This window comes from Bdellovibrio sp. 22V (assembly GCF_030169785.1).
In the GTDB taxonomy this organism is placed as follows: Bacteria; Bdellovibrionota; Bdellovibrionia; order Bdellovibrionales; family Bdellovibrionaceae; genus Bdellovibrio.
This window is the reverse complement of the sequence record NZ_CP125854.1, coordinates 2620415-2641436: the sequence shown is the minus strand read 5'-3', so window position 1 is coordinate 2641436 and position 21022 is coordinate 2620415. Positions and strand designations below refer to the sequence as shown.

General features: G+C 46.5%; 17 protein-coding genes. 11 read left to right on the top strand and 6 right to left on the bottom strand.

What is annotated here, in order from left to right; genetic code table 11:
- Window positions 1-7 precede the first annotated feature (7 nt).
- The gene (gene lpxD, locus QJS83_RS12775) at window positions 8-1054 is read right to left on the bottom strand and encodes a UDP-3-O-(3-hydroxymyristoyl)glucosamine N-acyltransferase (protein ID WP_284605308.1); all 1047 of its coding nucleotides are present in this window, start codon (window positions 1052-1054) and stop codon (window positions 8-10) included.
- A 126-nt stretch (window positions 1055-1180) separates the two neighbouring features.
- Between lpxD and QJS83_RS12770 the strand changes: the two genes are divergently transcribed.
- The 3 genes from QJS83_RS12770 to QJS83_RS12760 are packed head-to-tail and all read left to right on the top strand — an operon-like array spanning window position 1181 to window position 4407.
- Window positions 1181-1732, top strand: a complete 552-nt coding sequence (locus QJS83_RS12770) for a hypothetical protein (RefSeq protein WP_284605307.1) — start codon at window positions 1181-1183, stop codon at window positions 1730-1732.
- 58 nt (window positions 1733-1790) lie between these two features.
- Window positions 1791-2009 carry a translation initiation factor IF-1 gene (gene infA, locus QJS83_RS12765; protein WP_088616707.1) on the top strand — a complete coding sequence of 73 codons (219 nt, stop codon included), beginning with the start codon at window positions 1791-1793 and terminating at the stop codon, window positions 2007-2009.
- 40 nt (window positions 2010-2049) lie between these two features.
- The gene (locus tag QJS83_RS12760; RefSeq protein WP_284605306.1) at window positions 2050-4407 is read left to right on the top strand and encodes a helix-hairpin-helix domain-containing protein; all 2358 of its coding nucleotides are present in this window, start codon (window positions 2050-2052) and stop codon (window positions 4405-4407) included.
- 197 nt (window positions 4408-4604) lie between these two features.
- Here QJS83_RS12760 and QJS83_RS12755 read toward each other — a convergent pair whose 3' ends face one another.
- Entirely contained in the window at window positions 4605-5384 is a 780-nt protein-coding gene (locus QJS83_RS12755) for a hypothetical protein (protein ID WP_284605305.1), read from the bottom strand.
- Between the two features lie 248 nt (window positions 5385-5632).
- Between QJS83_RS12755 and QJS83_RS12750 the strand changes: the two genes are divergently transcribed.
- Both QJS83_RS12750 and QJS83_RS12745 read left to right on the top strand, forming a co-directional pair.
- The gene (locus tag QJS83_RS12750) at window positions 5633-7021 is read left to right on the top strand and encodes a TldD/PmbA family protein (RefSeq protein WP_284605304.1); all 1389 of its coding nucleotides are present in this window, start codon (window positions 5633-5635) and stop codon (window positions 7019-7021) included.
- Window positions 7021-8364 carry a TldD/PmbA family protein gene (locus QJS83_RS12745; protein ID WP_284605303.1) on the top strand — a complete coding sequence of 448 codons (1344 nt, stop codon included), beginning with the start codon at window positions 7021-7023 and terminating at the stop codon, window positions 8362-8364. Before QJS83_RS12750 ends, QJS83_RS12745 begins: the two co-directional genes overlap by 1 nt.
- A gap of 65 nt (window positions 8365-8429) precedes the next feature.
- Here QJS83_RS12745 and QJS83_RS12740 read toward each other — a convergent pair whose 3' ends face one another.
- Together QJS83_RS12740 and QJS83_RS12735 are read right to left on the bottom strand one after the other, a co-directional pair.
- Window positions 8430-9446, bottom strand: a complete 1017-nt coding sequence (locus tag QJS83_RS12740; RefSeq protein WP_284605301.1) for a hypothetical protein — start codon at window positions 9444-9446, stop codon at window positions 8430-8432.
- A gap of 307 nt (window positions 9447-9753) precedes the next feature.
- Window positions 9754-10527: an HAD family hydrolase gene (locus QJS83_RS12735; RefSeq protein WP_284605300.1), complete on the bottom strand. Its 774-nt coding sequence runs from the start codon at window positions 10525-10527 to the stop codon at window positions 9754-9756.
- A 172-nt stretch (window positions 10528-10699) separates the two neighbouring features.
- Between QJS83_RS12735 and topA the strand changes: the two genes are divergently transcribed.
- From topA to QJS83_RS12710, 5 genes are all read left to right on the top strand, one after another.
- Window positions 10700-13387, top strand: coding sequence for a type I DNA topoisomerase (gene topA, locus QJS83_RS12730; RefSeq protein WP_284605298.1), 2688 nt, complete (start codon window positions 10700-10702; stop codon window positions 13385-13387).
- A gap of 42 nt (window positions 13388-13429) precedes the next feature.
- Entirely contained in the window at window positions 13430-13807 is a 378-nt protein-coding gene (locus QJS83_RS12725) for a hypothetical protein (protein ID WP_284605297.1), read from the top strand.
- A 113-nt stretch (window positions 13808-13920) separates the two neighbouring features.
- Entirely contained in the window at window positions 13921-14820 is a 900-nt protein-coding gene (locus QJS83_RS12720; RefSeq protein ID WP_284605296.1) for a hypothetical protein, read from the top strand.
- 125 nt (window positions 14821-14945) lie between these two features.
- Complete coding sequence (locus tag QJS83_RS12715; RefSeq protein WP_284605295.1) at window positions 14946-16964, top strand: S41 family peptidase; 2019 nt, start codon at window positions 14946-14948, stop codon at window positions 16962-16964.
- 95 nt (window positions 16965-17059) lie between these two features.
- Window positions 17060-17902, top strand: a complete 843-nt coding sequence (locus tag QJS83_RS12710) for a hypothetical protein (RefSeq protein WP_284605294.1) — start codon at window positions 17060-17062, stop codon at window positions 17900-17902.
- A gap of 5 nt (window positions 17903-17907) precedes the next feature.
- Here the strand turns inward: QJS83_RS12710 and QJS83_RS12705 are convergent, their stop codons facing one another.
- Together QJS83_RS12705 and ggt are read right to left on the bottom strand one after the other, a co-directional pair.
- Entirely contained in the window at window positions 17908-18534 is a 627-nt protein-coding gene (locus QJS83_RS12705; protein ID WP_284605293.1) for a hypothetical protein, read from the bottom strand.
- 15 nt (window positions 18535-18549) lie between these two features.
- Complete coding sequence (gene ggt, locus QJS83_RS12700; protein ID WP_284605291.1) at window positions 18550-20283, bottom strand: gamma-glutamyltransferase; 1734 nt, start codon at window positions 20281-20283, stop codon at window positions 18550-18552.
- A gap of 144 nt (window positions 20284-20427) precedes the next feature.
- On the opposite strand from ggt, the gene QJS83_RS12695 reads away from it, so the two are divergent.
- Window positions 20428-20856: a VOC family protein gene (locus QJS83_RS12695; RefSeq protein ID WP_284605290.1), complete on the top strand. Its 429-nt coding sequence runs from the start codon at window positions 20428-20430 to the stop codon at window positions 20854-20856.
- The last annotated feature ends 166 nt before the right edge of the window (window positions 20857-21022 follow it).

Here is a 21022-nt window from a genome sequence, read left to right as displayed (position 1 = left end):
TTTCTCCCTATTCTTCTTTAAGGCCCAAGTGCTTAATGACGCGAGCCAGGTCTTTTCTCATGCGAGTGAGTTGTGTTTTATTAGCTAAAGTTTTGAGGGCGTCGCGCAGAGGCTCCAATGGATAGCCGCCGTATTGGCCCGATTGTAGGATGTCGTTGGTGACACCGGAGCGTCCCGCAACAACAACGCGATCTGTGATGTGAACGTGGTCTGAAACTGCGGCATCTCCACCGAACATACAATTGTTGCCAATCGTGCTTGAGCCCGCGATTTTAAATCCGGCCGCCATCACGCAGTTTTCGCCGATAACAACGTTGTGAGCGATGTGGCAGAAGTTGTCCATCTTCGTTCCGTTGCCGATTTTAGTTTCCGTCAAGGCGGCTCTGTCGACGGCGCAGTTAGCGCCAAGCTCGACGTTGTTGCCAATCACCACGCGACCGATTTGCGGAATCTTTTTGTGAGTTCCCTCACGAGTCATCGCAAAAGAAAAACCGTCCGCGCCGATAGTCGTGTGCGGGTGAATTTCACAGTGAGAGCCTAAAGTGCAATGAGCTCCGATGAAAACTTGCGGGTGCAGGATCGAATGATCGCCTACTTCCGCGTAACATTCGATGACGGTGTGGGCTCCGATGGTCGCGCCCTCGCCGATTTTTGCGTGCTCACCAATCACGACGAAAGGTCCTACGCTGACATTCTTGCCAAGGTGCGCGCTTTCATGGATGAAGGCAGACGGGTGAATCTTTGTTTCTTGATTGAAGCGATTCATCTTGCCGTCAAAAAGTGGCAGGATGGCGGCCATGCTCAGTTGGATTGAGCCTGTGCTAAAGAAAGTCGATCTGCTGTCGGAGGGAGTTTGCAGTGCCTTATGCGCGACAATAATAGGAGCTTGCGCCTTGAGGGCTTGTTCCAATTGCTCGGGCTTTGAGACAAAAACCAAACTTTCTTTGTCGCAGGAATCGGGCGGCAGAACCTTCGTCGCCACAGATTGCAGAGCACCGGACACGAAAGAGAGATCGGACGAGTTAAGATCTTTAATAACTTCAGCTGTAATCATAGTGATGCCTCGCGCTAACACTTTCCTATTATTTTTTTGATGTCAAGACACTGGGTGATAGTATAAGTCTGCTTAATAAACACTTTTTGATTCTTTCTCACCTTGTAATTTCAGAGAGGAACTGAGATGGCAAAAAAGGCTGCAAAAAAGGAAGCACCTGCGGCAAAAGCGAAGGCAGCGAAAGCTGCTCCCGCAAAATCATCAGCGAAAACAGCGAAGCCTGCGGCAAAAGCTGTGAAAGCGCCTCCTGCAAAGGAAGTAAAACCAGCAAAAGCGGCGAAGGTTGAAAAACCGGTTAAAGCTGAAAAACCAGCGGCAAAAGCTCCTGAGAAAAAAGCAGCTCCTCCACCGAAAGCTGAAAAGGTCGAGAAAAAAGCCAAATCAGCTCAAGCAGCTCCAGCTCTTGAAGTGGTGTCTGAGGCTCCGAAAAAAGAGAAAAAAGCTAAAGTTGATAAGTCCAGCATGTCTGAAGACCAGGCAAAATGGCACGATCTTCATGAGAAGTATAAAGCGATGAAAGCTCAGCCTTACTCAATTTCTGGGCAGTTTGAGGCGAAAACTCCGATCCAGCACAAGATCTTTGGATGGGGTTTCATTCTCTCGAATGAATACGATCGCTTGGAAGTGCTTTTTGAAGATGGAAAGCGAATGCTGATCAGCAACAGAAAGTTGTCATAAACTGGTAGCGCAGAAAGTTATTGCAAGGCGCTGCAATCTGACCTACTAATTTACCTGCATGGCAAAAGACGATTTAGTACAAATTGACGGAAAAGTGATCGACGCCCTTGCTGGGGGTCTTTACAAGATCGAACTCGAAAATAAGGCGATCATTAACGCAAAACTTTGCGGAAAAATGAGACGTTTTAATATTCGTGTGGTTGTGGGCGACCGTGTGAGCGTAGGGGTTTCTCCTTACGATCCTACTCATGGTCTGATCATGTTCCGTCACAAATAAAGATTTAATTTCTAATAATTCCAATAAATCTAGAGGTTCTATGGATCAGGCTCTTCAGAGTTATTTGGCTCGTATTGTCCCAACAGTTCCCGCAAAATCAGCACAAGCTGTGATTGAACTTGCGGCCGAAGGTGCGACAGTTCCTTTCATCGCTCGTTACCGTAAAGAGAAAACCGGCAATTTGGACGAAGTTCAAATTCGCGGCGTTATCGAAGGTTTCGAAACTTACAACGAAATCGTGAAGCGTAAAGCTTTCTTGATCAAAGAGATCGGGGAGCAAAACAACCTCACGGCCGAAATCCAAAAGCGTATTGAGCTTTCTTGGGATTTGGGCGAGTTGGAAGAAATCTACAAGCCATTCAAGAAAAAGAAAAAAACCAAAGCGACGATTGCGCGCGAAGCGGGTCTCGAACCTTTGGCAAATTGGATTTGGGAAATGGGCCATGGTTTGATCAAAGACGATCAGACAATGGAGATGAAGGCGAAAAACTTCCTCAACCCTGCAGCGAAAATCCAAACATACGAAGAAGCGCTTAAAGGCGCTCAAGACATCATCGTCGAGAAAATCGCCAATGATGCCGATCTTCGTGCGATGGTTGCGAAAAACTACAATGAAAAAGGTCGCGTGATTGCGAAGGCAGCCAAGGGCTTTAAACCAAATTCCAAGTACGACATGTACAAAGAGTTTGAAGAGCCTGTTAAAAATCTCATGGACGCGAAAAACAATCACCGCTACTTGGCGATGCGACGTGGCTGGCAAGAAGAAGAATTGTCTGTTGACGTTAAAGGCGACGATGAAGACATCTTGAAGTCTTACGAAAAATTCGCAACTTCGACTCCAGACAATGCGATTGGCGATTACTTGAAACAATGTGCTCGTTTGGCTTTGAACGTTTACGTTCTTCCGTCTGTTGTGAACGAAGTGCACCGTGTATTGAAGGAAAAAGCTGATCAAGACGCGATCACAGTTTTTGCTGAGAACGTGCGTAAGCTTTTGTTGGCTTCTCCTTACGGACCAAAATGCGTTTTGGGTGTCGACCCTGGTTTGCGAACGGGTTGTAAAGTCGCTTTGATCGATAAATCAGGCGCTTTCATTTCCCACACAGTTCTTTACACTTTGGGTGACGATGCCGAGAAAAAAGCGAAAGCTTTGTTCGGTGACGTTTTGAAACAAATCCAGATCGAAGCGATCGCTGTCGGTAATGGAACTGCGGGCCGCGAGACTGAGTCTTTCTTGCGTAAAGTTTTGAAAGATCTTGGCAAGAACATTCCAGTTGTGATGGTTTCTGAGTCCGGCGCTTCCGTTTACTCGGCGTCTGAAGTGGCTCGTGAAGAGTTCCCGGATCTTGATGTGACTGTGAAAGGTGCGATCTCGATCGCGCGTCGTTTGCAAGACCCATTGGCGGAGCTTGTGAAGGTCGATCCTAAATCTATCGGCGTTGGACAATACCAACACGACGTGAACCAGTCTCAATTGAAAAAATCCTTGGAAGCAGTGGTTGAATCTTGCGTGAATAACGTGGGTGTTGACGTGAATACAGCTTCTGCGGCGTTGTTGTCACACGTAGCTGGTATCGGTCCTGCCCTTGCGAAAGGGATCGTGGAAGCTCGTAAGAAAGCCTTGTTCACAGATCGCGCGGAGCTTTTGAAAGTTCCTAAGTTCTCTGCCAAAGTTTTCGAACAGGCAGCGGGTTTCTTGAGAATTCCAAACGGGAAACAAGTTTTGGATTCAACGGGCATCCATCCAGAGCGCTACCAAGCAGTTTTGGATATGGCGAAAGATATCAACGCGTCCGTTTCTGAAATCATCGGTGAAGGCGCGAAGAAACTTTTGGCGCAAAGAACGAAGTGGGCTCAACTTGTCGGTGAATTTACATTCGACGACATCGTGAAAGAACTTGAAAAACCAGGTCGCGATCCGCGTGATCCGTTCAAGGTTTTCCAATTCCGCGATGACATCATGGAAGTCAAAGACCTTCAAGAAGGTATGATCTGCCCTGGTATCGTTACGAACGTCACTAATTTCGGTGCGTTCGTGGATATCGGCGTTCACCAAGACGGTCTTGTGCACATTTCCGCTTTGTCTCACAAGTTCGTGGATGATCCTCGTAAAGTTGTTAACCCGGGCGATCACGTCACTGTGAAAGTTCTTAAAGTAGACACAGTGAAAAATCAGATCTCTTTGACTATGAAGATGGATGACGCTCCCGAAGCGTCGGCTCCTCGTGGTGAGAAGCGCGCTGATCAACGTGGTGGTGGTCCAAGACCTTCTGGCGGCAACCGTCCTCACGGCGGTGGCGGACGTGATCAACGTCCTTCAGGTCCTCCAGCGAAACCTGCAAATCCGTTTAACAATCCGTTTGCGGCTTTGATGAACGTTCCAACTAATAAGAAGTAAACTAAGATTTTTAGAAGGAGATTAACATGGCAGCAAAAGGCAAATCTAGAAAAGGCATCCGCCACAAGAAAAAAAGAATCGCGACTAAAAAACGCATGATCAAAGCAAAAATCCGCAAGTAAGATTTTTCTGAAAGCAGAAATAAAAAAAACCCACACGAGAGTGTGGGTTTTTTGTTTTATGCGCTTTTTTAGTTTCTAATCCCAGTCGTCGAATTCATCCAGTTCTTTATTTTCTTCAGTTATCGTCAGCTCAATCGTATAAAGTGGTTTTGCCCAAATATCTCTGCATGTAAACGTATAGTTAACCCAGTTAAAAGCCCCTCCCGCTCTTTCTTTAAGGCCAGGGGGTTCGGCAACCGATTGCGATGCCTTGGTTAAACTATTTGAAGCTAAATAATTCACTCTTGCTCCACCGTACAGTCGAGTAGCGTTCTCCGACTTCAAAGTAAAGATCGCACTCGGATTCAATGACGGAAGAAAATAGACCCCCACATTTTTAGGAAAGTCTGGCGCAATATTGGTTGCGGCTCCTCCATAACATTTCGCAGGTTTTTGAGTTGGCGAACAATCTACTGTACTAGTCTCTCCCGGAGGCAGATAAGCGGCATCAGTAGAGCGAAGATAATAATAAGGCGAAAAGTTTATGTGAGCACAGGAGTTGTCAGCGAGCGTGCCCACGTTAAAATGAACATCACTATAGTATAATTTTAGTTCGGGTATACTAATTGTGCATTCTTCCAGATGTCCAATGGGGGCAAGATTGGGAATTGAGCAATTGCCGATTCGCTCAATTGTTTTTCCGTCTGTGCCTTCCCAGCTCAAACCAAGTTTGAGATATAATGGAGTTCCATCGACCACGCCATCATTTAGAGGTTCATCAGTGGAAGGCAGGGCTACCACTCCAGGCTCTTCACCGCAGGCGGTGAAAAGTGATAACAATCCTATAAAAATTAATAAACGTGCCGTTGTTTTCATGATCGTTTAAATCGGAAGGAAAAATTCATGTTTAAGTCTGGTTTTGTAAATCAATTATAATTTGTTTGCTTTTTGTTGGGTGACGAAAGGATTCCCAAGGATTTTTCCCAAGGGGTAGGTCCAGGAATGTGGTGCTTTCGGGACCAGGGATCAAATGGTAATACTTGTGGTCTTCGGCGTAGCTCCTGTCGAATTTGCTTTTAGGGGTCTTGGCTTTCGCGATATTCTTTTTGGATCAAGGAGGTCTTATGATCGTTCAACCTCATATTTTGACGAAGGCACTCGATGCGGCTTTGAGCACCGGGGCTGACTTCGCTGATATCTTTCTCGAGGACACTTATTCTTCTCAACTTTCAGTTCTCAACTCCAAACCAGAACAAGCTATTGTCGGCCAACTTTATGGCGCGGGCATTCGTTTGTTTTTCGGGCACGAGATTGTTTATGTGACGACGAATGACCTAACCGAAACAGGCTTGGTGAAAGCGGCTCTTAATGCAGCACAAAGTCGCGGTACGGGTGCTTCAAAAAAATCTATGCCTTTGATGCAGGTTCCGTTCGATACGATTCATACTTATGGTGAAAAGCCATGGGAGATGGATCGTAACCGCAAGTTTCAATGGTTGAACGCTATTGATCAGCACTCGCGCGCTCGTCACTCTTCGGTGACCCAAGTTGAGGCGGGACTGAATGAAAAATTCCAGAGAGTGCAAATTGCGAACTCTCGCGGCCTTATGGCTTATGACGAACGCGCGTATTCACGCATTCGGATGCAAACCTTCGTAGAAAAAGACGGAGTTAAAGAAAGTGCGAGTGAGGATGAAGGCCACATGGGAACTTCCGAGGTTTATGATCAAATCGATCTGAAATCATTAGCGGAACAAGCTGTCGACCGTGCGGTGATGTTGACGACAGCGGCATATGCTCCGGCGGGAGAAATGCCTGTGGTGATTGATAATGCTTTCGGTGGAGTTATCTTCCACGAAGCTTGTGGTCACGGTTTAGAAACAACAAGCGTGGCAAAAGACGCTTCCGTCTTCTGTGGCAAGATGGGCCAGAAGATCGCCCACGAAAGTGTGACGGCAATTGATGACGGAACAATTGAAAACGGGTGGGGTTCTCTCAATATCGACGACGAAGGAAACAGAACAAAGAAAACGACATTGATCGAAAACGGCGTTTTGAAATCTTACATCGTGGATGAAATGGGATCGCGCCAGACAGGATATGAAGCGACGGGCAGCGGTCGTCGTCAGTCTTACAAATATGCTCCGGCATCGCGTATGAGAAACACTTACATCGCGGCAGGAAAAGACACATTTGAAGAAATGATTCGTGATGTGGATTACGGTCTTTACGCGAAAAAAATGGGCGGTGGTTCTGTGAATCCAGGTACTGGCGACTATAACTTCCAAGTTGGCGAAGCCTACATTATTCGCAAAGGTCGTATTGAAGAGGCTGTGAAAGGCGCCTGCCTTATCGGTCGCGGTATCGATACGCTCGGAAAAATCACGAAAGTGTCTAACGATTTGAAGTTGGCGCGCGGCATGTGCGGCTCCGTCAGCGGCAGCATTCCTGCAGCCGTAGGGCAGCCGCAAATTCTTGTTTCAAGTCTTATGGTCGGCGGGAGAGCAAAATAATGGATTCGATCAAAAACAATTTTGAAAAAATCGCAGAGCAAGCTCGTAAAGACGGTGCCAAAGTCGAAATGCTTCTTTCCGGTGGGGAAAGCTTGAGCATCGGTTACTCTAAGAAAAAATTGGAATCCTTCGAGTCTACGCAATCACAAATGGCGGGCCTTCGCGTGATTTTGGGAGCGAACCAAGGTTACGCTTACACCGAGAATCTTTCTGATGAGTCTTTATTGCGCACTTATCGTGAGGCTCTGAATAATGCGAAGACGGTGCAAAAAGAGGGCAGTCATAATGTGCCTTTGCAGAAACCACAAACCGTGCAAGCGATGCGGAATCTTTTCAATCCTGAAGATATTGCGATGGATAAGAAATTGGAAGTTGCACGCCTTCTTGAGGAACAATGTCTGGAAAAAGACGCGCGCATTCAGGCCGTGCCTTATTCCGGCTTTAGCGAAACAACCAGTTTTAAACGTGTGTTGAACTCGGAAGGATTGGATCAAGAATTTAAACAAAGTTATTTTTCCGGTTACGCTTATCCATTGGCGAAAGAAGGTGAATCTTCGAAGATGGGCGGTGAAGGTTTCTTCGCCCGCAACTTCAAAGAGATCAATCCTGAAGAAGTGACAACAGAAGGTGTGCGCAAAGCCGTGTCCCGCTTAGGAGCACAAAAGCTCGCGACGGGGAACTATGCTGTGGTGATCGACCGTGATCAGTTTCCTATGATTCTTCAGATGATTCACTCTTACTTTTCTGCCAAGGAAGTGGATGAGGGTAAGTCCTTGTTCAAAGGAAAATTAGGACAAAAAATTGCAAGTCAGAAGTTTCAACTTCTCGATGATCCTTTCGAGCTTCGTGGGACTGCGGTTCGTCCGTTTGATGACGAGGGAGCTGCCTCACAAAAAACGGTTCTGTTTGAGAATGGCGTTTTGAAAAACTTCCTGACCAATTTGGAATACGCGCAAAAAATGAATTTGCCGCATACTTCTCATGCGCGTCGCAGCCCGGCTTCTCAACAGGCTATTGCCGCGACGAACTTGGTGGTGGCGAAAGGTACAAAATCTTTGCAGGATCTTTTGCAGTCGCACCCGAAGGTTGTGTTTTTGACGGAGTTCTCGGGCGGTTTGCATGCGGGTTTTAAGGAATCCACAGGTGATTTTTCAATGCCGGCAGAAGGTTTCCTTTACGAAAATGGAAAACTTGTTGGAGCTATTGATCAATTTGTTATGTCCGGGAATGTCCTTGATCTCCTTCGCGATATTGAAGACCTCGGCAATGAGTACAACAAGCCAGGCAGCTCGATGATCTGCCCGGATGTTCTTGTGAAGTCTTTGAGTTTCGCGGGAGCTTAAAAGTTTTTCTGGAGATTTGCTAAAAAAGCACTGACTGCGATTGTGGTCAGTGCTTTTTTTTCATCTTAGCGTTTACCTAAATTCGCTAGAAGCATTTGCATGAACATCATCATCATTTGTTGTTGTGACGAATTCATTCCCGTGGAAGGAAGAGCTGCCGATTGACCTTGAGTCAAACTGCCAAGAAGGGTTGAGATCATGGAGTTGTTGATAACTTGTGAGCCTGCGAGCTGCCCTAAACCGAAGTTAGACCCTGAAGTGAAGGCACTCAACAATGTTTGCAGCATTGAGGTATTCATACCGCCAGGAAGATTGATTCCCGAAATTCCAGTCACAGAACCTATGCCAATTTGTCCAAGAATACTACTCAGGAGTGAGGAATTAAAGCCTGATTTGCCGATCCCCAGTGTTGCACCCGATGAAATACTTTGAATGATACTTGAAAGATCTGCTCCACCCAGCCCCGTATTGCCAAGGTTGCCAGTCAATGAACTCATCAGCGAACCAGCAACTTGTGAAATGTTTCCGGAGGTCACTCCTGCAAGAGGAAGGTTCTGAAACAATGATCCCGTCAAAGTTTGAATTAAACCTGTCGGAAGACCGCTACCTGTGCCTGATGCTGAATTGAGAATCGAACTTAGAGATCCATTGCCAATAACTCCTAGCAAGTCACTAAGCTGTGAACTTGGTAGTCCGATATTCCCCGCGCCTTGGGTGGCACCACCAATAAGAACAGGAATAATGGCGCTCAGATCATTGCTGTTGCCAAGACCGGCTCCATTTAAAGCGGAACCCGCCATCCCAAGGATCATATTGATCTGAGAACTATCTAGCATCAATCCGGAAGGCAGCTTTTGATTTGTGATTTTGGCAGCGACGTTATTATCAACGGAATGTTCTTTCAATGCGGCTTCGATATTATGAAGCATTTTTTGCGCTTCAGAGTTATTCACTGCCGGAGCTGTTGAAGCGGCTTCTTGCGAAGAACTGTCGTTCGTTGCGCTTAGTGGAGTTAAGTTATTATTGCATCCTGCAAGAAACCCAATCGCTAACAATGCTGAAACGATAACCTGTTTGTTCATGTGGTTCCCTCCTCATTGAGATCCAAATTCAGGTTAGTTCTAAATTTTCAAAATAAAAACCGGGTGGAAAAAATAAATTTCGCCCTGTTCACGCTTCCGACAGTTTTGAAAAACTAAGTGTTCAAAAGGTTTTCACTAGATTCGAGATAACATAAGAATGACTGATCATTGTTCGGTTCAATAAACTTACAGCGTGTTTTTCGTTTATTATGTAAATATCCGCAGTCTCAATACGAAGCTGCGAGCAACGATGCTGCTTTTCTTCTGAGAGTAGAATGTTCGCTACAAAGACTTGTGCGAACAATTGCTATTTTTTCAAAATCGCAGCGGCAATTTCGGTAAACCCTAAACCGCCACGGGCCTTTGTCACATATGTAGGTTTGTTTTTAATCTGATCGATAAAGTTTTGAATATTCGCAACAGCAAAACTGTGAGGGAAGTAAGCAAACATCGGCTCATCATTTGGAGAATCTCCACTAAAGCCGCACACCTTTTTTGCATCTTCGGCATTCACGCCGAATTCTTTTTCTAAAAAACGCAAAGACATTGTGAGTTTGTCGTAACTGCCGAACCATCCGTTCACATGAATTGAACTGACCTTTGCTTGAGCACCGTGCGATTGAAAGATGTCGACAATCTTTTGCACTTCACTGCGGGGTAAAGCAGGGACGTCTTCACAAAAATCAATCGCGAGATCCATCAAGCGGCAAAACTGATCGCTTGCCAAATCACAACCGGGAACTTTCTGCAGGATTTCTTTTTCCAGTTGCTGAAGTTTTGCGCGGTTTTCTTTTTGGGTTTTTTCGTCAAAAAAGAAATGACGGTGCATCTTGCGATTGTGATAGCGGAAATAAAATCCGCCGTTTTCTCCAACGATGCCGCTGACGGGCCACATGCGTGCGATCATTTCGCACCATCCTGCGGGACGACCTGTTACTGGAATCACGTGGACTCCGGCGCGGTGCAAACTCCACAGAGCTTCATAAGCTTCAGGACCTAAATGGCCTTCATCCGTGAGTGTGTCGTCGATGTCAGTCAGAAGAAAACTTAAGCGTTGAGAAAACTTAGTAACGTCTTGCATACCTCAAAGTACCAAGGGAAAAAGGTACCTGGTACCTTTTTCCCACGGAGGGAAGCGGGTACCTTTGGTGTGGGTTGTCAAAAATTAGACTTGCACCTTTGCGTAAGTACCTTCATTTTTTGTCTATATATATAGTACTGGCTACGCGCTGGTCTTTAGTCAAGGAACGATCATGGCCAAAAAAAGTGACGCATCAGAGGGAATCAAGCTTGTCGTTGTGGAGTCTCCCACAAAGGCCAAGACGATTCGTAAGTTCCTCGGAAAAGATTATGTGGTGGAGTCCTGCATGGGACACATCCGCGATCTTCCGCAATCCGCGAAAGATATTCCTGAAAAAGTAAAAAAAGAGAAATGGGCGCAATTGGGCGTGAATGTTGATAAAAACTTCGAGCCTCTTTACTGCGTTCCAAAAGACAAAACCAAAGTTGTAAAAAATCTGAAAGATAAACTCGATGAAGCCTCAGAGCTATACCTCGCGACCGATGAAGACCGCGAAGGGGAGTCTATCAGCTGGCATTTGCTTGAAGTTCTAAAACCAAAAGTGCCGACAAAGCGAATGGTTTTCCACGAGATCACGAAAGACGCGATTCAAAAAGCGTTGAAAGACACGCGTGAAATTGATTTGAATCTTGTGCGTGCGCAAGAGGCGCGTCGTATCCTCGATCGTTTGGTGGGTTATACGATTTCTCCCTTGTTGTGGAAGAAAGTCGCTTACGGCCTTTCAGCAGGCCGCGTGCAGTCCGTAGCTGTGCGTTTGATTGTAGAAAGAGAACTCGAGCGTATTCGTTTCAAAAAGTCTTCTTATTGGGGAGTTCTTGCGGAGCTTTCCAAAGACGGCGTTAACTTTGAATCACGTTTACAGCAGTACAAAAATCAAAGAGTCGCGACGGGTAAAGACTTCGATGGTCTGACGGGGCAGCTTACAGCAGGTAAGGATGTTCTTGTCCTTGATGAAAAAACGGCGGCAAAACTTGCAGCCGATTTGAAATCGGGCGCATGGACTGTTTCTGATGTTGAAGAAAAACCGACATTTAGAAAACCAGCACCTCCCTTTATCACTTCGACATTGCAACAGGAAGCCAACCGTAAATTGGGTTTGAGTTCGCGAGAGACAATGCAAGTCGCTCAGAAGTTGTACGAGCAAGGTTTCATCACCTATATGCGTACGGACTCGACCTTCCTTTCTAACGAAGCGATCAATGCGTCTCGCGATTGTATTCAGAGCAAGTACGGTAAAGAGTATTTGACTCCGCAGCCGCGCAATTACGCTGCGAAAAAAGTAAAAGGGGCTCAAGAGGCCCATGAGGCGATTCGTCCTGCGGGAAATCAGTTCATGGATCCGGATGAAACGGGTCTGACAGGCACGCAATTCCGTCTTTACGATTTGATTTGGAAGCGCACAATTGCCTCACAAATGGTGGATGCTCGTCAGAAACAAGTCAGTGCAAAGATCACAGTGGGTGAGGCGTTGTTCGGTGCTTCGGGGATGACAATTGAGTTCCCGGGTTTCTTGCGCGCCTATGTCGAAGGCAGTGATGATCCAGAAGCTGATTTGGCAGAACGTGAAGTGCGTTTGCCGGCGTTGAAAGTGAAAGACGCCGTGAAGTGCGGAAAACTAGATCCAACGTCTCACGAAACAAAACCACCAGCTCGTTATACAGAGGCGAGTCTTGTGCAAACGATGGAAAAAGAAGGTATCGGTCGTCCGTCAACGTACGCTTCCGTTATCGGTACAATTATCGATCGTGGTTACGTTCGTAAAAATGGGACGGCCTTGGTGCCGACGTTTACGGCGATGATTGTTTCAAAACTTCTTAGCCAATATCTTTCCGAGTATGTCGATTTGGGTTTCACTTCCGAGATGGAGCAAAGCCTCGATAACATCGCGGACGGTGATTTGGATTGGGAAAAATATCTCGCGTCGATTTACAAAGGACCGAAAGGTTTAAAAGCGCGCGTGGATGATCAAGGTGAAAAAATCAATCCTGATGAAGCTCGTACGATGACTTTGGAAGGAATGGATAAATATAAATTCCACGTCGGTCGTTATGGCGCTTACGTCACAACGACAAGAGACGGCGCGGATGTCAGTGCTTCTTTGCCAGACAATGAATCTCCGGCGGATATCACTCCGGAGATCGCTGAAAAACTGATCGATCAAAAGATCAATGGTGCTGATGCTTTGGGCGTGGATCCGACGACAGATCTTCCAGTGTATGTTTTGAACGGTCGTTATGGGCCTTACGTGCAGTTGGGTGATGTGACTCCGGAAGATGACAAACCGAAACGAGCTTCATTGCCTCCGGGCACTCAGCCAGAGCAGGTCGATTTGAAAATGGCTTTGGATCTTTTGGCTTTGCCGAAGACGTTGGGTAAGCATCCGGGCACGGGCAAAGAAATCAAAGCGGGTTTGGGGCGCTTCGGACCGTTCATTGTTCACGATGGCGATTATCGTTCTATTCCAAAGGGTGAGAGTATCTTTACGATCACTCTTGAAAGAGCTTTGGAAATGCTCAGTCAGCCGAAGAAGGGACGCGGTCGCGCGGCTCCTCTGAAGGAGTTGGGGACTCATCCTGATTCGGGCGATGCCATTCAGGTTTATAATGGACCTTACGGTCCTTATATCAAGAGCGGTAAGGTGAATGTATCGCTTCCTGAAGGCACAACGCCGGATACAGTGACTTTGGAACAAGCGGTCGCTTTGATTAATGAAAAAGGTGGCACGAAAGCCAAAGGAAAAGCGAAGGGCGCGCCGAAAGCGGCGGCTCCGAAAAAATCCTTAAAGAAAGCCGAGACAGCGAAAGAAAAAGCTGCCGCTCTGGGTGTCAAGAAAGTGGTTACTCGTAAGTCTAAAAAATAAAACAAAGCCTCCTGAAAACGGGGGCTTTTTCGTGAGGGGACTATGCGATTCTTGTACTTTATTCTACTGATGTCTTTGCCGTTGCCTTCGTGGGCTCAAGAGCAAACGAAGAGCCAATGTATGTCGACGGTGCGTGCGCGTTCTCTTTCAATCACTTCTGCTCAGGCGGAAAAACTCTGCGGAGATGATGCACCGGAAGTGGTGGATTGCGCGATCTCTGCGATGCAGTCTAAAGGTGGTAGCATCTCTGAAAATACCCTGAAAGGATGTCGAGAGCAGTGGGACGTTAAAAGCCGTCGCCCAGAGCCGACTCCATCGCCAAGCCCTGCCGTAAAGAAGGGCGCCGAACCAGTTTTAAAGGTTCCAGTAGAGGAATTAGAGTCTTCTGAAGCAGCTGACGAAGGCGAAGTGTCAAACTAGTAGACAAACACAATCTTGACGGGAAAATTGTTCAGCCCTCTTTCCGGAGGGGGGATTCTTTGCTAAATTTGCTCCACGAATTTCGCGCGAACAGCGCAGGATGTGGAGTGTTTATGAGCAACAGTCCCCTGAAGGGACAGTTGGAGTTAGGAATCAATCGCGCACCGGAGAAAGATAGAAACTTTCATCTCGGTGGGCGCAGTTTTTATTTTTTTGATTTCGACGACAATATTGCTTTTCTGACGACACCCCTGATTCTTTTTAACAAGAACGATCGCAGTGAAATTAAAATTTCGAGCGGTGATTTTGCCCAACATCATTCCAATATCGGTAAGTCGGGCCTCTACGCCGATTACCAGATCGATTACTGCGACTCTACGGGAACGTTCCGCAATTTTCGCGACGTGCATATCGATGAGCTTCAAAAACTCCAGGGCAAAAAGCAGGTCTTCGTTCAAGACGTTTCTGAGGCCTTAGGTTTTGCCGACTTCCAATGGAAGGGACCTTCTTGGGAATGTTTCTATCACGCGTCCTTCAATCAGCGACCTCTTTCGGTGATCACAGCACGTGGTCATCATCCAGAAACTTTGAAAGATGGCATTCGCGTTTTCGTGCAAAATAAAGTTTTGCCATTGGAGCCCAACTATCTCAGCGTCTATCCTGTGAGTCACAAAGAGACACGCATCGAACTGGGCGACAGTGAATTCAAAGAAGGCACAGCGGAACTAAAGCAAAGAGCCATCCGCGCCAGTGTGGAAAAAGCGATTGATATTTATGGCTACAATCCGCATCACCGCTTCGGGATGTCTGACGACGATCCGAAGAACATCCAACTGATCGTGGAAGAAATGACTCGACTAAAGGCGAGATTCCCTGAGATGTCATTCTTTATGATCGAGACGCAGCACGGAAGTTTTATTAAACACGAAGTAAAACTCAGCGGTCTTCGCGGCGATAAAGTGGAGAACCTCTCACAACTTTCTTTTTTCGAAGAAGATCGACAAAAGTCTTAAAGATCCTCACCACGTCCTAATTTATGACGAGCTTCATAAATAGAATGCTCTCTACTGATTATTTGATAATCTAGGGAAATTAGTAGGGGCTTTCCTCGAGGGAAGCTGGACACGGAAGGATCATCATGAGTTTAATCTCGAAGGGTGTAAAAGGTTTCATTGTCGCTGGTTCACTAGCGGTTTCTTCTCTAGCGTCGGCGCAACTCAAAGATGGGTTGGAGTGCCGTTACCTTACAGTGATTGAGCAAGGTTTCTTGGCAAATCACGTGAAGTATTCCAATCGCGATACAGATTTACAAACACGTGTCGTTGAACAATATCTTAAAAGATTAGATCCCTCCAAAATTTACCTGACTCAAGCAGACGTTGACCAAGTGAAGAAACTCACTGGCAATGTGTTTGATAAAACAAAAGCCAGAGATTGTGCCTTCCTTAATGAAACACAAAAGATTGTGTTAGAGAGAGTGCAAGACCGTGCGGCCTTCGCTAAAAAATATCTGGGCAAGGATTTTAAATTCGACGCGCAAACTGAATTCACTTTCGATCCAGAGAAAAAACCTTGGCCGAAAGACGCGAATGAAGCGAATGAGTACTTGAAAAAATACATCCAGTTCCAAATCGGCAATTACTTGGCGACAGACATGAAATTGGATGAAGCGAAAAAGAACGTAGTAAAAAACTACGAAAGAGCCGTGAAAAGAACCCAAGAGACGACGCAAGACGATTTGTTCTCGGGCTATCTTGATTCTTTTGCCCGTGCTTTGGATCCACACTCGAGTTTCTTTTCTCGTGATGTTCTTGAAGATTTCGAAATTCAAATGCGCCTTTCTTTGGAAGGCATCGGCGCGACACTTTCTTCGCAAGACGGTTTCACAGTTGTTGAACAACTTGTACCGGGCGGAGCCGCTGCAAAATCAGGCTTGATTGAGCCGCAAGATAAGATCATCGCTGTAGGTCAGGAAAAAGGGCCTATGGAAAACGTGATCGACATGGATTTGAAAGATGTCGTTAAAAAGATTCGCGGTAACAAAGGTACGAAAGTTCGTTTGACGATCTTGCGTAAATCGGGCGAAGGTAAAAAACGTTTCGATGTCGCTTTGACTCGTGAAAAAGTAAATCTTGAGGACGAAGCGGCTTCCATCATTTTCGTGGATAAAGAAATCAACGGTCAGAAAAAGAAGTTGGGTATCATCAACTTCCCTTCATTCTACGCGGATTCTCGCCGTGGTGGTCGCTCTTCTGCGGCTGACATGAAAAAACTTGTGAAAGAAGCGAATGATAAAAAGGCTGACGGGATTGTTCTTGATTTGTCGAACAATGGCGGCGGCTCTTTGGAAGACGCTGTTAAAATCGCAGGTTTGTTCTTCCAAACTGGAAACGTTGTAAAACAATCTTCTAAAAATGAAGGTCGTGCAGAGTCCGCTCTTCGCGATACAGATCCAGCGGTTGATTGGGCGGGTCCGCTTGTTGTTTTGACAAGCCGTATCTCCGCATCTGCATCTGAAATCGTATCTGGAACTCTTCAAGATTATAAACGTGCTGTTATCGTTGGTGGTGACCACACGTACGGTAAGGGCAGCGTTCAGTCAGTTCTTCCGATTCCAAATAACTTGGGCGCGATCAAGGTGACTGTGGGGATGTTCTTCATTCCAGGCGGTAAATCGACTCAACACCGCGGCGTGGATGCGGACGTTGTTCTTCCGGGCCCATTCAGCGCGGACGATATCGGTGAGAAGTACATGGATTACTCCCTTCCTCCGAAAACAATCGAAGCTTTCTTGTCACCAGACGCTTATGTCAAAGAAGGCCCGGGCACGTGGAAAGAGTTGAAACCAGAGTGGATCAAGTCATTGAAAGAAAGATCTTCAGAGCGCGTTGCTAAAAACGACGAATTCAAAAAGATCGTGGATGAATTGAACAAAGCCAAAGCGCGCGGAAAAGTAATCCGTGTCAGCGAAGTGCTTAAAGATAAAAACGAAAAAGATAAAAAAGATAAGGCAAAAAAGACCGCTAGTAAGGCTAAGAAAAACGAAGAGTACTTGAAGCGTCCTGATGTTCAGGAAGCAGAGAATGTTCTTCTTGATCTGATTCAGTTGCAAGAGGGTAAAGCTCTTGTTCCACCGAAGCAGGCAAATGCTAAATAAGCAGTTTTAGTTACCACGTTCGTTGTTGTTAAAGCCCGGCCACAAACCGGGCTTTTTTATTTTGTCTTGGTCCGGGATTTCAGGTACGAAAAGATATGACACACTTTCTTACAAAACAAATCGCATGCGCTTTGGCTGTCGTAGTCTCTCTGGGATCGGTAGGCTTAGCTAAAGAAACAGTTTCACCGGTTCTTCTGAGCCAAACGTATTCTTACGACAATCATCTTACAAATGCCGATGATCTGTACGTTATCACTCTCAAGAATTCGTTGGCGGCGGTGAGCGATTGGGACGGTAGGACCCTTGAGATGAAAGTAAACGGCTTCACGACAGTGAACGTCACTTCAAAGAAGGCGGGTGTTTTTACTGTCGTTACTGATAAAAACTATCCCAAAAATTTGGGACAGCCTGTTGCTAAAATCGAAAATGACAAACTCGTTATTGAAGTTCCGCAGTGGCATGCTCTCAAAAACGGAAACGTAACCACGCAGTATCGTTTCGTCAATGGTGACGATGCGAGCCCATGGGTGCAATTTCCGAATACGCTTGTGCCGCTGATCATACATCAAGAGGAAATCAAACTTACGACGGTTCTCAATTCGCCGGAAAAGAAAGAGATGAAGGCGTGGCTCGAGCTGTTGCTAGCGAAAACGGCAGGTGTCAGCCCCAACCTTATGTATTCCTTCCGCGTTTCTTATGAGTTTCCGATAGGCTTGCCAGATCAGTGGAGTATTATGCCTGTCTTATTGGTGCCCACTAAAAAATATGAAAAAACGGATGCCGAACAAATGGCTGCCGGTATCGAGAACTTTTTTGCAGGACGTCCTTCTAACTCGGGTGCGCAGTTGGTTTTCTCAATCATCGTCTACAAAAATGCATTGCCGTTGTTAGAAGTTCAAGAAATGGAACTTCCGTTATCGTTGACGGATTTGGACTAAAATTTTTAGAAGTGTTTGAGTTTATAATATAAAAGGGACAAGCCGAAGGTGACAGTGACAAGCCATGCGTAGCCTTTCCAAGTTCCTTTAAGATCGGCGTCGCTTAATTCCATTTGCGAGAAAATCGCAAGCGTGACATAAAACCACAGAGCTAATTTCCAGGTGAAGGCCGGGAAGTTCAAGAATCGCGGATTGTGAACAAATGTCTTTCCCCCAGGAATTAAAAAGTAAAAAACGGCGGCGCAAATAAGAGGCCCGATAATAAGCGGGGCGATTCCAATAAACAGTTCACCCATCTTTTGCCATATCTGCAATAGCATCGGAACATTTCTGGCGCGACTGATGACGTGCCCGTGTGTCCCGCCTTTAGCTTTAAGATCGAAAAACTTGATGTCGATAATCTCATGCAGAAATAGAAACGCCATGAGTGCGTGACTGATTTCATGCATGACGATGCCGATTCCAAAAAGAACGTTAAAGCCTTTATCGCCCAGGAGTGAGGATATTTGCACACGTAAAAATCCTGAGAAGTGATGCAACAAAAAACCCGCGGCAAACACACCTCCGGAAATTTTGATCAAGGTCCAAACGCTTTGAAAGCCGAAAAGCAGGGTGGGATACGTGTTACTCATGCACTCACTTTCATTCTACTTCGCAAGACTGATTCCGATGTCGCGGGGATCCGCGACGCCGTGAAGTTTGTCGCCCTCTTTGGCCACGGCCATAACGTAACAAGGCACCGGTTCAATTTTGATATTGTAGCCCATGCGTTTAAGCTGCTCGAGTACTTCTTTGCGAGGGCCTGGTGGATCAATGTAAAGCACATCGGGTTGCCATTGTTGATGGTAACGAACCGTCGTAACCGCGTCGTACAGCGACGTTTTGAATTCAACGTAATTTAGAATCGTTTGTGCTACACAGCTGATGATGCGTGTCCCGCCGGGAGCTCCGACACTCATCACAGGTTTATTGTTTTGCAGTAAGATCGTTGGCGACATGCTGCTCAGCGGAGTTTTCTTTGGCTCGATCGCATTTGGTTTTCCGCCGACGGCCCCGAAAAGATTTTGCGCACCTACTTGCGCAGTGAAATCGTCCATCTCATTGTTCAAAACAATGCCAGTGCCTGGCGCCACAATGGCAGCACCCATCCAGCCGTTGATGGTTTGGGTTGTGCTGATGGCATTGCCTTGCGCATCGATCAAAGAAATATGCGTCGTTTGGGTTGACTCATAAGGAAGAGGTTGTCCTGCCTTCACTTGATTTGCCGTGCGCGCACGATCTGCCGGGACTTCTTGACGGCGGCTCTCAATGTATTTTGGAGAAATAAGACCGTCCACGGGCACTTTCACGAAATCGGGGTCACCAAGGTAAGTCGCTCTGTCGGCAAAAGAGGATTGCAGTGCGGAAGCCGCTAGATGGATGGATTTTGTGGAAAGAATGCCCGCGTCGGCCAAGTGGTCTTTTTCAAGGAAATCAAGGAACTGAATGACGTGGACTCCGCCGGAGCTTGGCGGTGGCATGGAAGCGACATCGTAACCTTTGAATTTTCCCATGACAGGTTTACGCCAATGTACTTTATAAGTGTCGAAATCTTTTTGTGTAAGAAGTCCTTTTTTTTCTTTGGAAAACTTGAGAATCGCCTTAGCAACCGAGCCCTTGTAAAATCCGTCGCGGCCTTTTTCGGCAATAATGCGCAAGGTGTTTGCCAAGTCTTTTTGCACCAGCTTTGTTCCGACTGTGGGAACTTGCCCGTTCGCATCCAGGAAAATACTTTTCGCCGAAGGATCTTTACTGAGGACCGCGGCTCTGTTTTCAAGAGCATTGAAAAACTCGGGATAAATCTCAAAACCGTTTTCAGCCAGATCAATCGCCGGTTGCATGACATCTTGCAAAGGCAGGGAACCAAACTTTTGATGGACTTCTAAAAGGCCCGCAACTAAGCCTGGTGTGCCGACGGCGAGAATTCCATCTTGAGAGAGATGCGGGTCTGCCTTGCCATCTTTCCCGATGAACATATTTCGGGTCGCGCGAAGGGGGGCCCTTTCGCGGAAATCAATGGCGTACGTTGATCCTGTTTTCGCTTCATGGAAAAGCATAAAGCCGCCGCCGCCGATGCCTGTTGACTGAGGTCGCTCCACAGAGACCGCGAAAGACGCCGCAACGGTTGCATCGATAATATTTCCGCCCATGGCAAAAATCTTTTGAGCCGCGTGGCTCGCGTGAATGCCTTGTGTGGAGATCGCATACTCTTTGCCAAGCGCCTCCGCGCTAGCGCGGTCTTTGCGCTCTTTGCTCGTGTGAATGACGCCATCGATACTTCGCGATGTTTGGCAACTGAGAAGAAAAATAAAAACGGGTACACATAAAATTCTTCGCATCATACGCTCCACCTTTATTATCTATTCTTTCACAGAGATGTTTTAAATCAAAGCACGATTGCGCTTTTGCTAAATTACTATTTGTCGGTGAAGTTTGTTTACCTGCGCCTGAAATTTTTGACATAATTCCTCTGCAAAGGAGTTTTTATGGAAGTAAATGAAATGCATCGCGGACGATTGATTGATCATATCCAGCTTGTCGTGCGTGATCTTGGCGCGAGTAAAAAGTTTTATGCAGCTGTCTTTGAATCTTTGGGAATTCCCATGGGCGGTGAGGGGCCGGATTTCTTTTGGACGGATGAGCTTTTTATTTCCTCCAAAGATTCGAGAGCTGCGGCGGGTGAACTGACGGGTCGAGTGCACTTGGCGTTTCAGGCCAAAGACCGCGCTATGGTGGAAGCATTTTACAAAGCCGCTTTGGCAGCGGGTGGAAAGGACCACGGAGCCCCAGGCGAGAGGCCTTATCATCCCGGTTATTATGCGGCATTCGTTCTTGATCCCGATGGAAACAATATTGAGGCTGTCTTCCATGGACCGGCTAAAAAGTCAGCAGAGTCCGTGAAGATTACGTGGTAAGTGTGCCCGCAAGATAGGCAATGGGGGCGAGGGTGCGTTTTATTCGATCTGGGCCTCCGAAACACTTTATTCAGGAATCTCTTGGAACCGCCGAAAAGAGGGGGCTAATTGTAGTGACAAAAGCCCCTCTTTTCGCTTACATAGACGCAAAAAGATGAGCCTACTT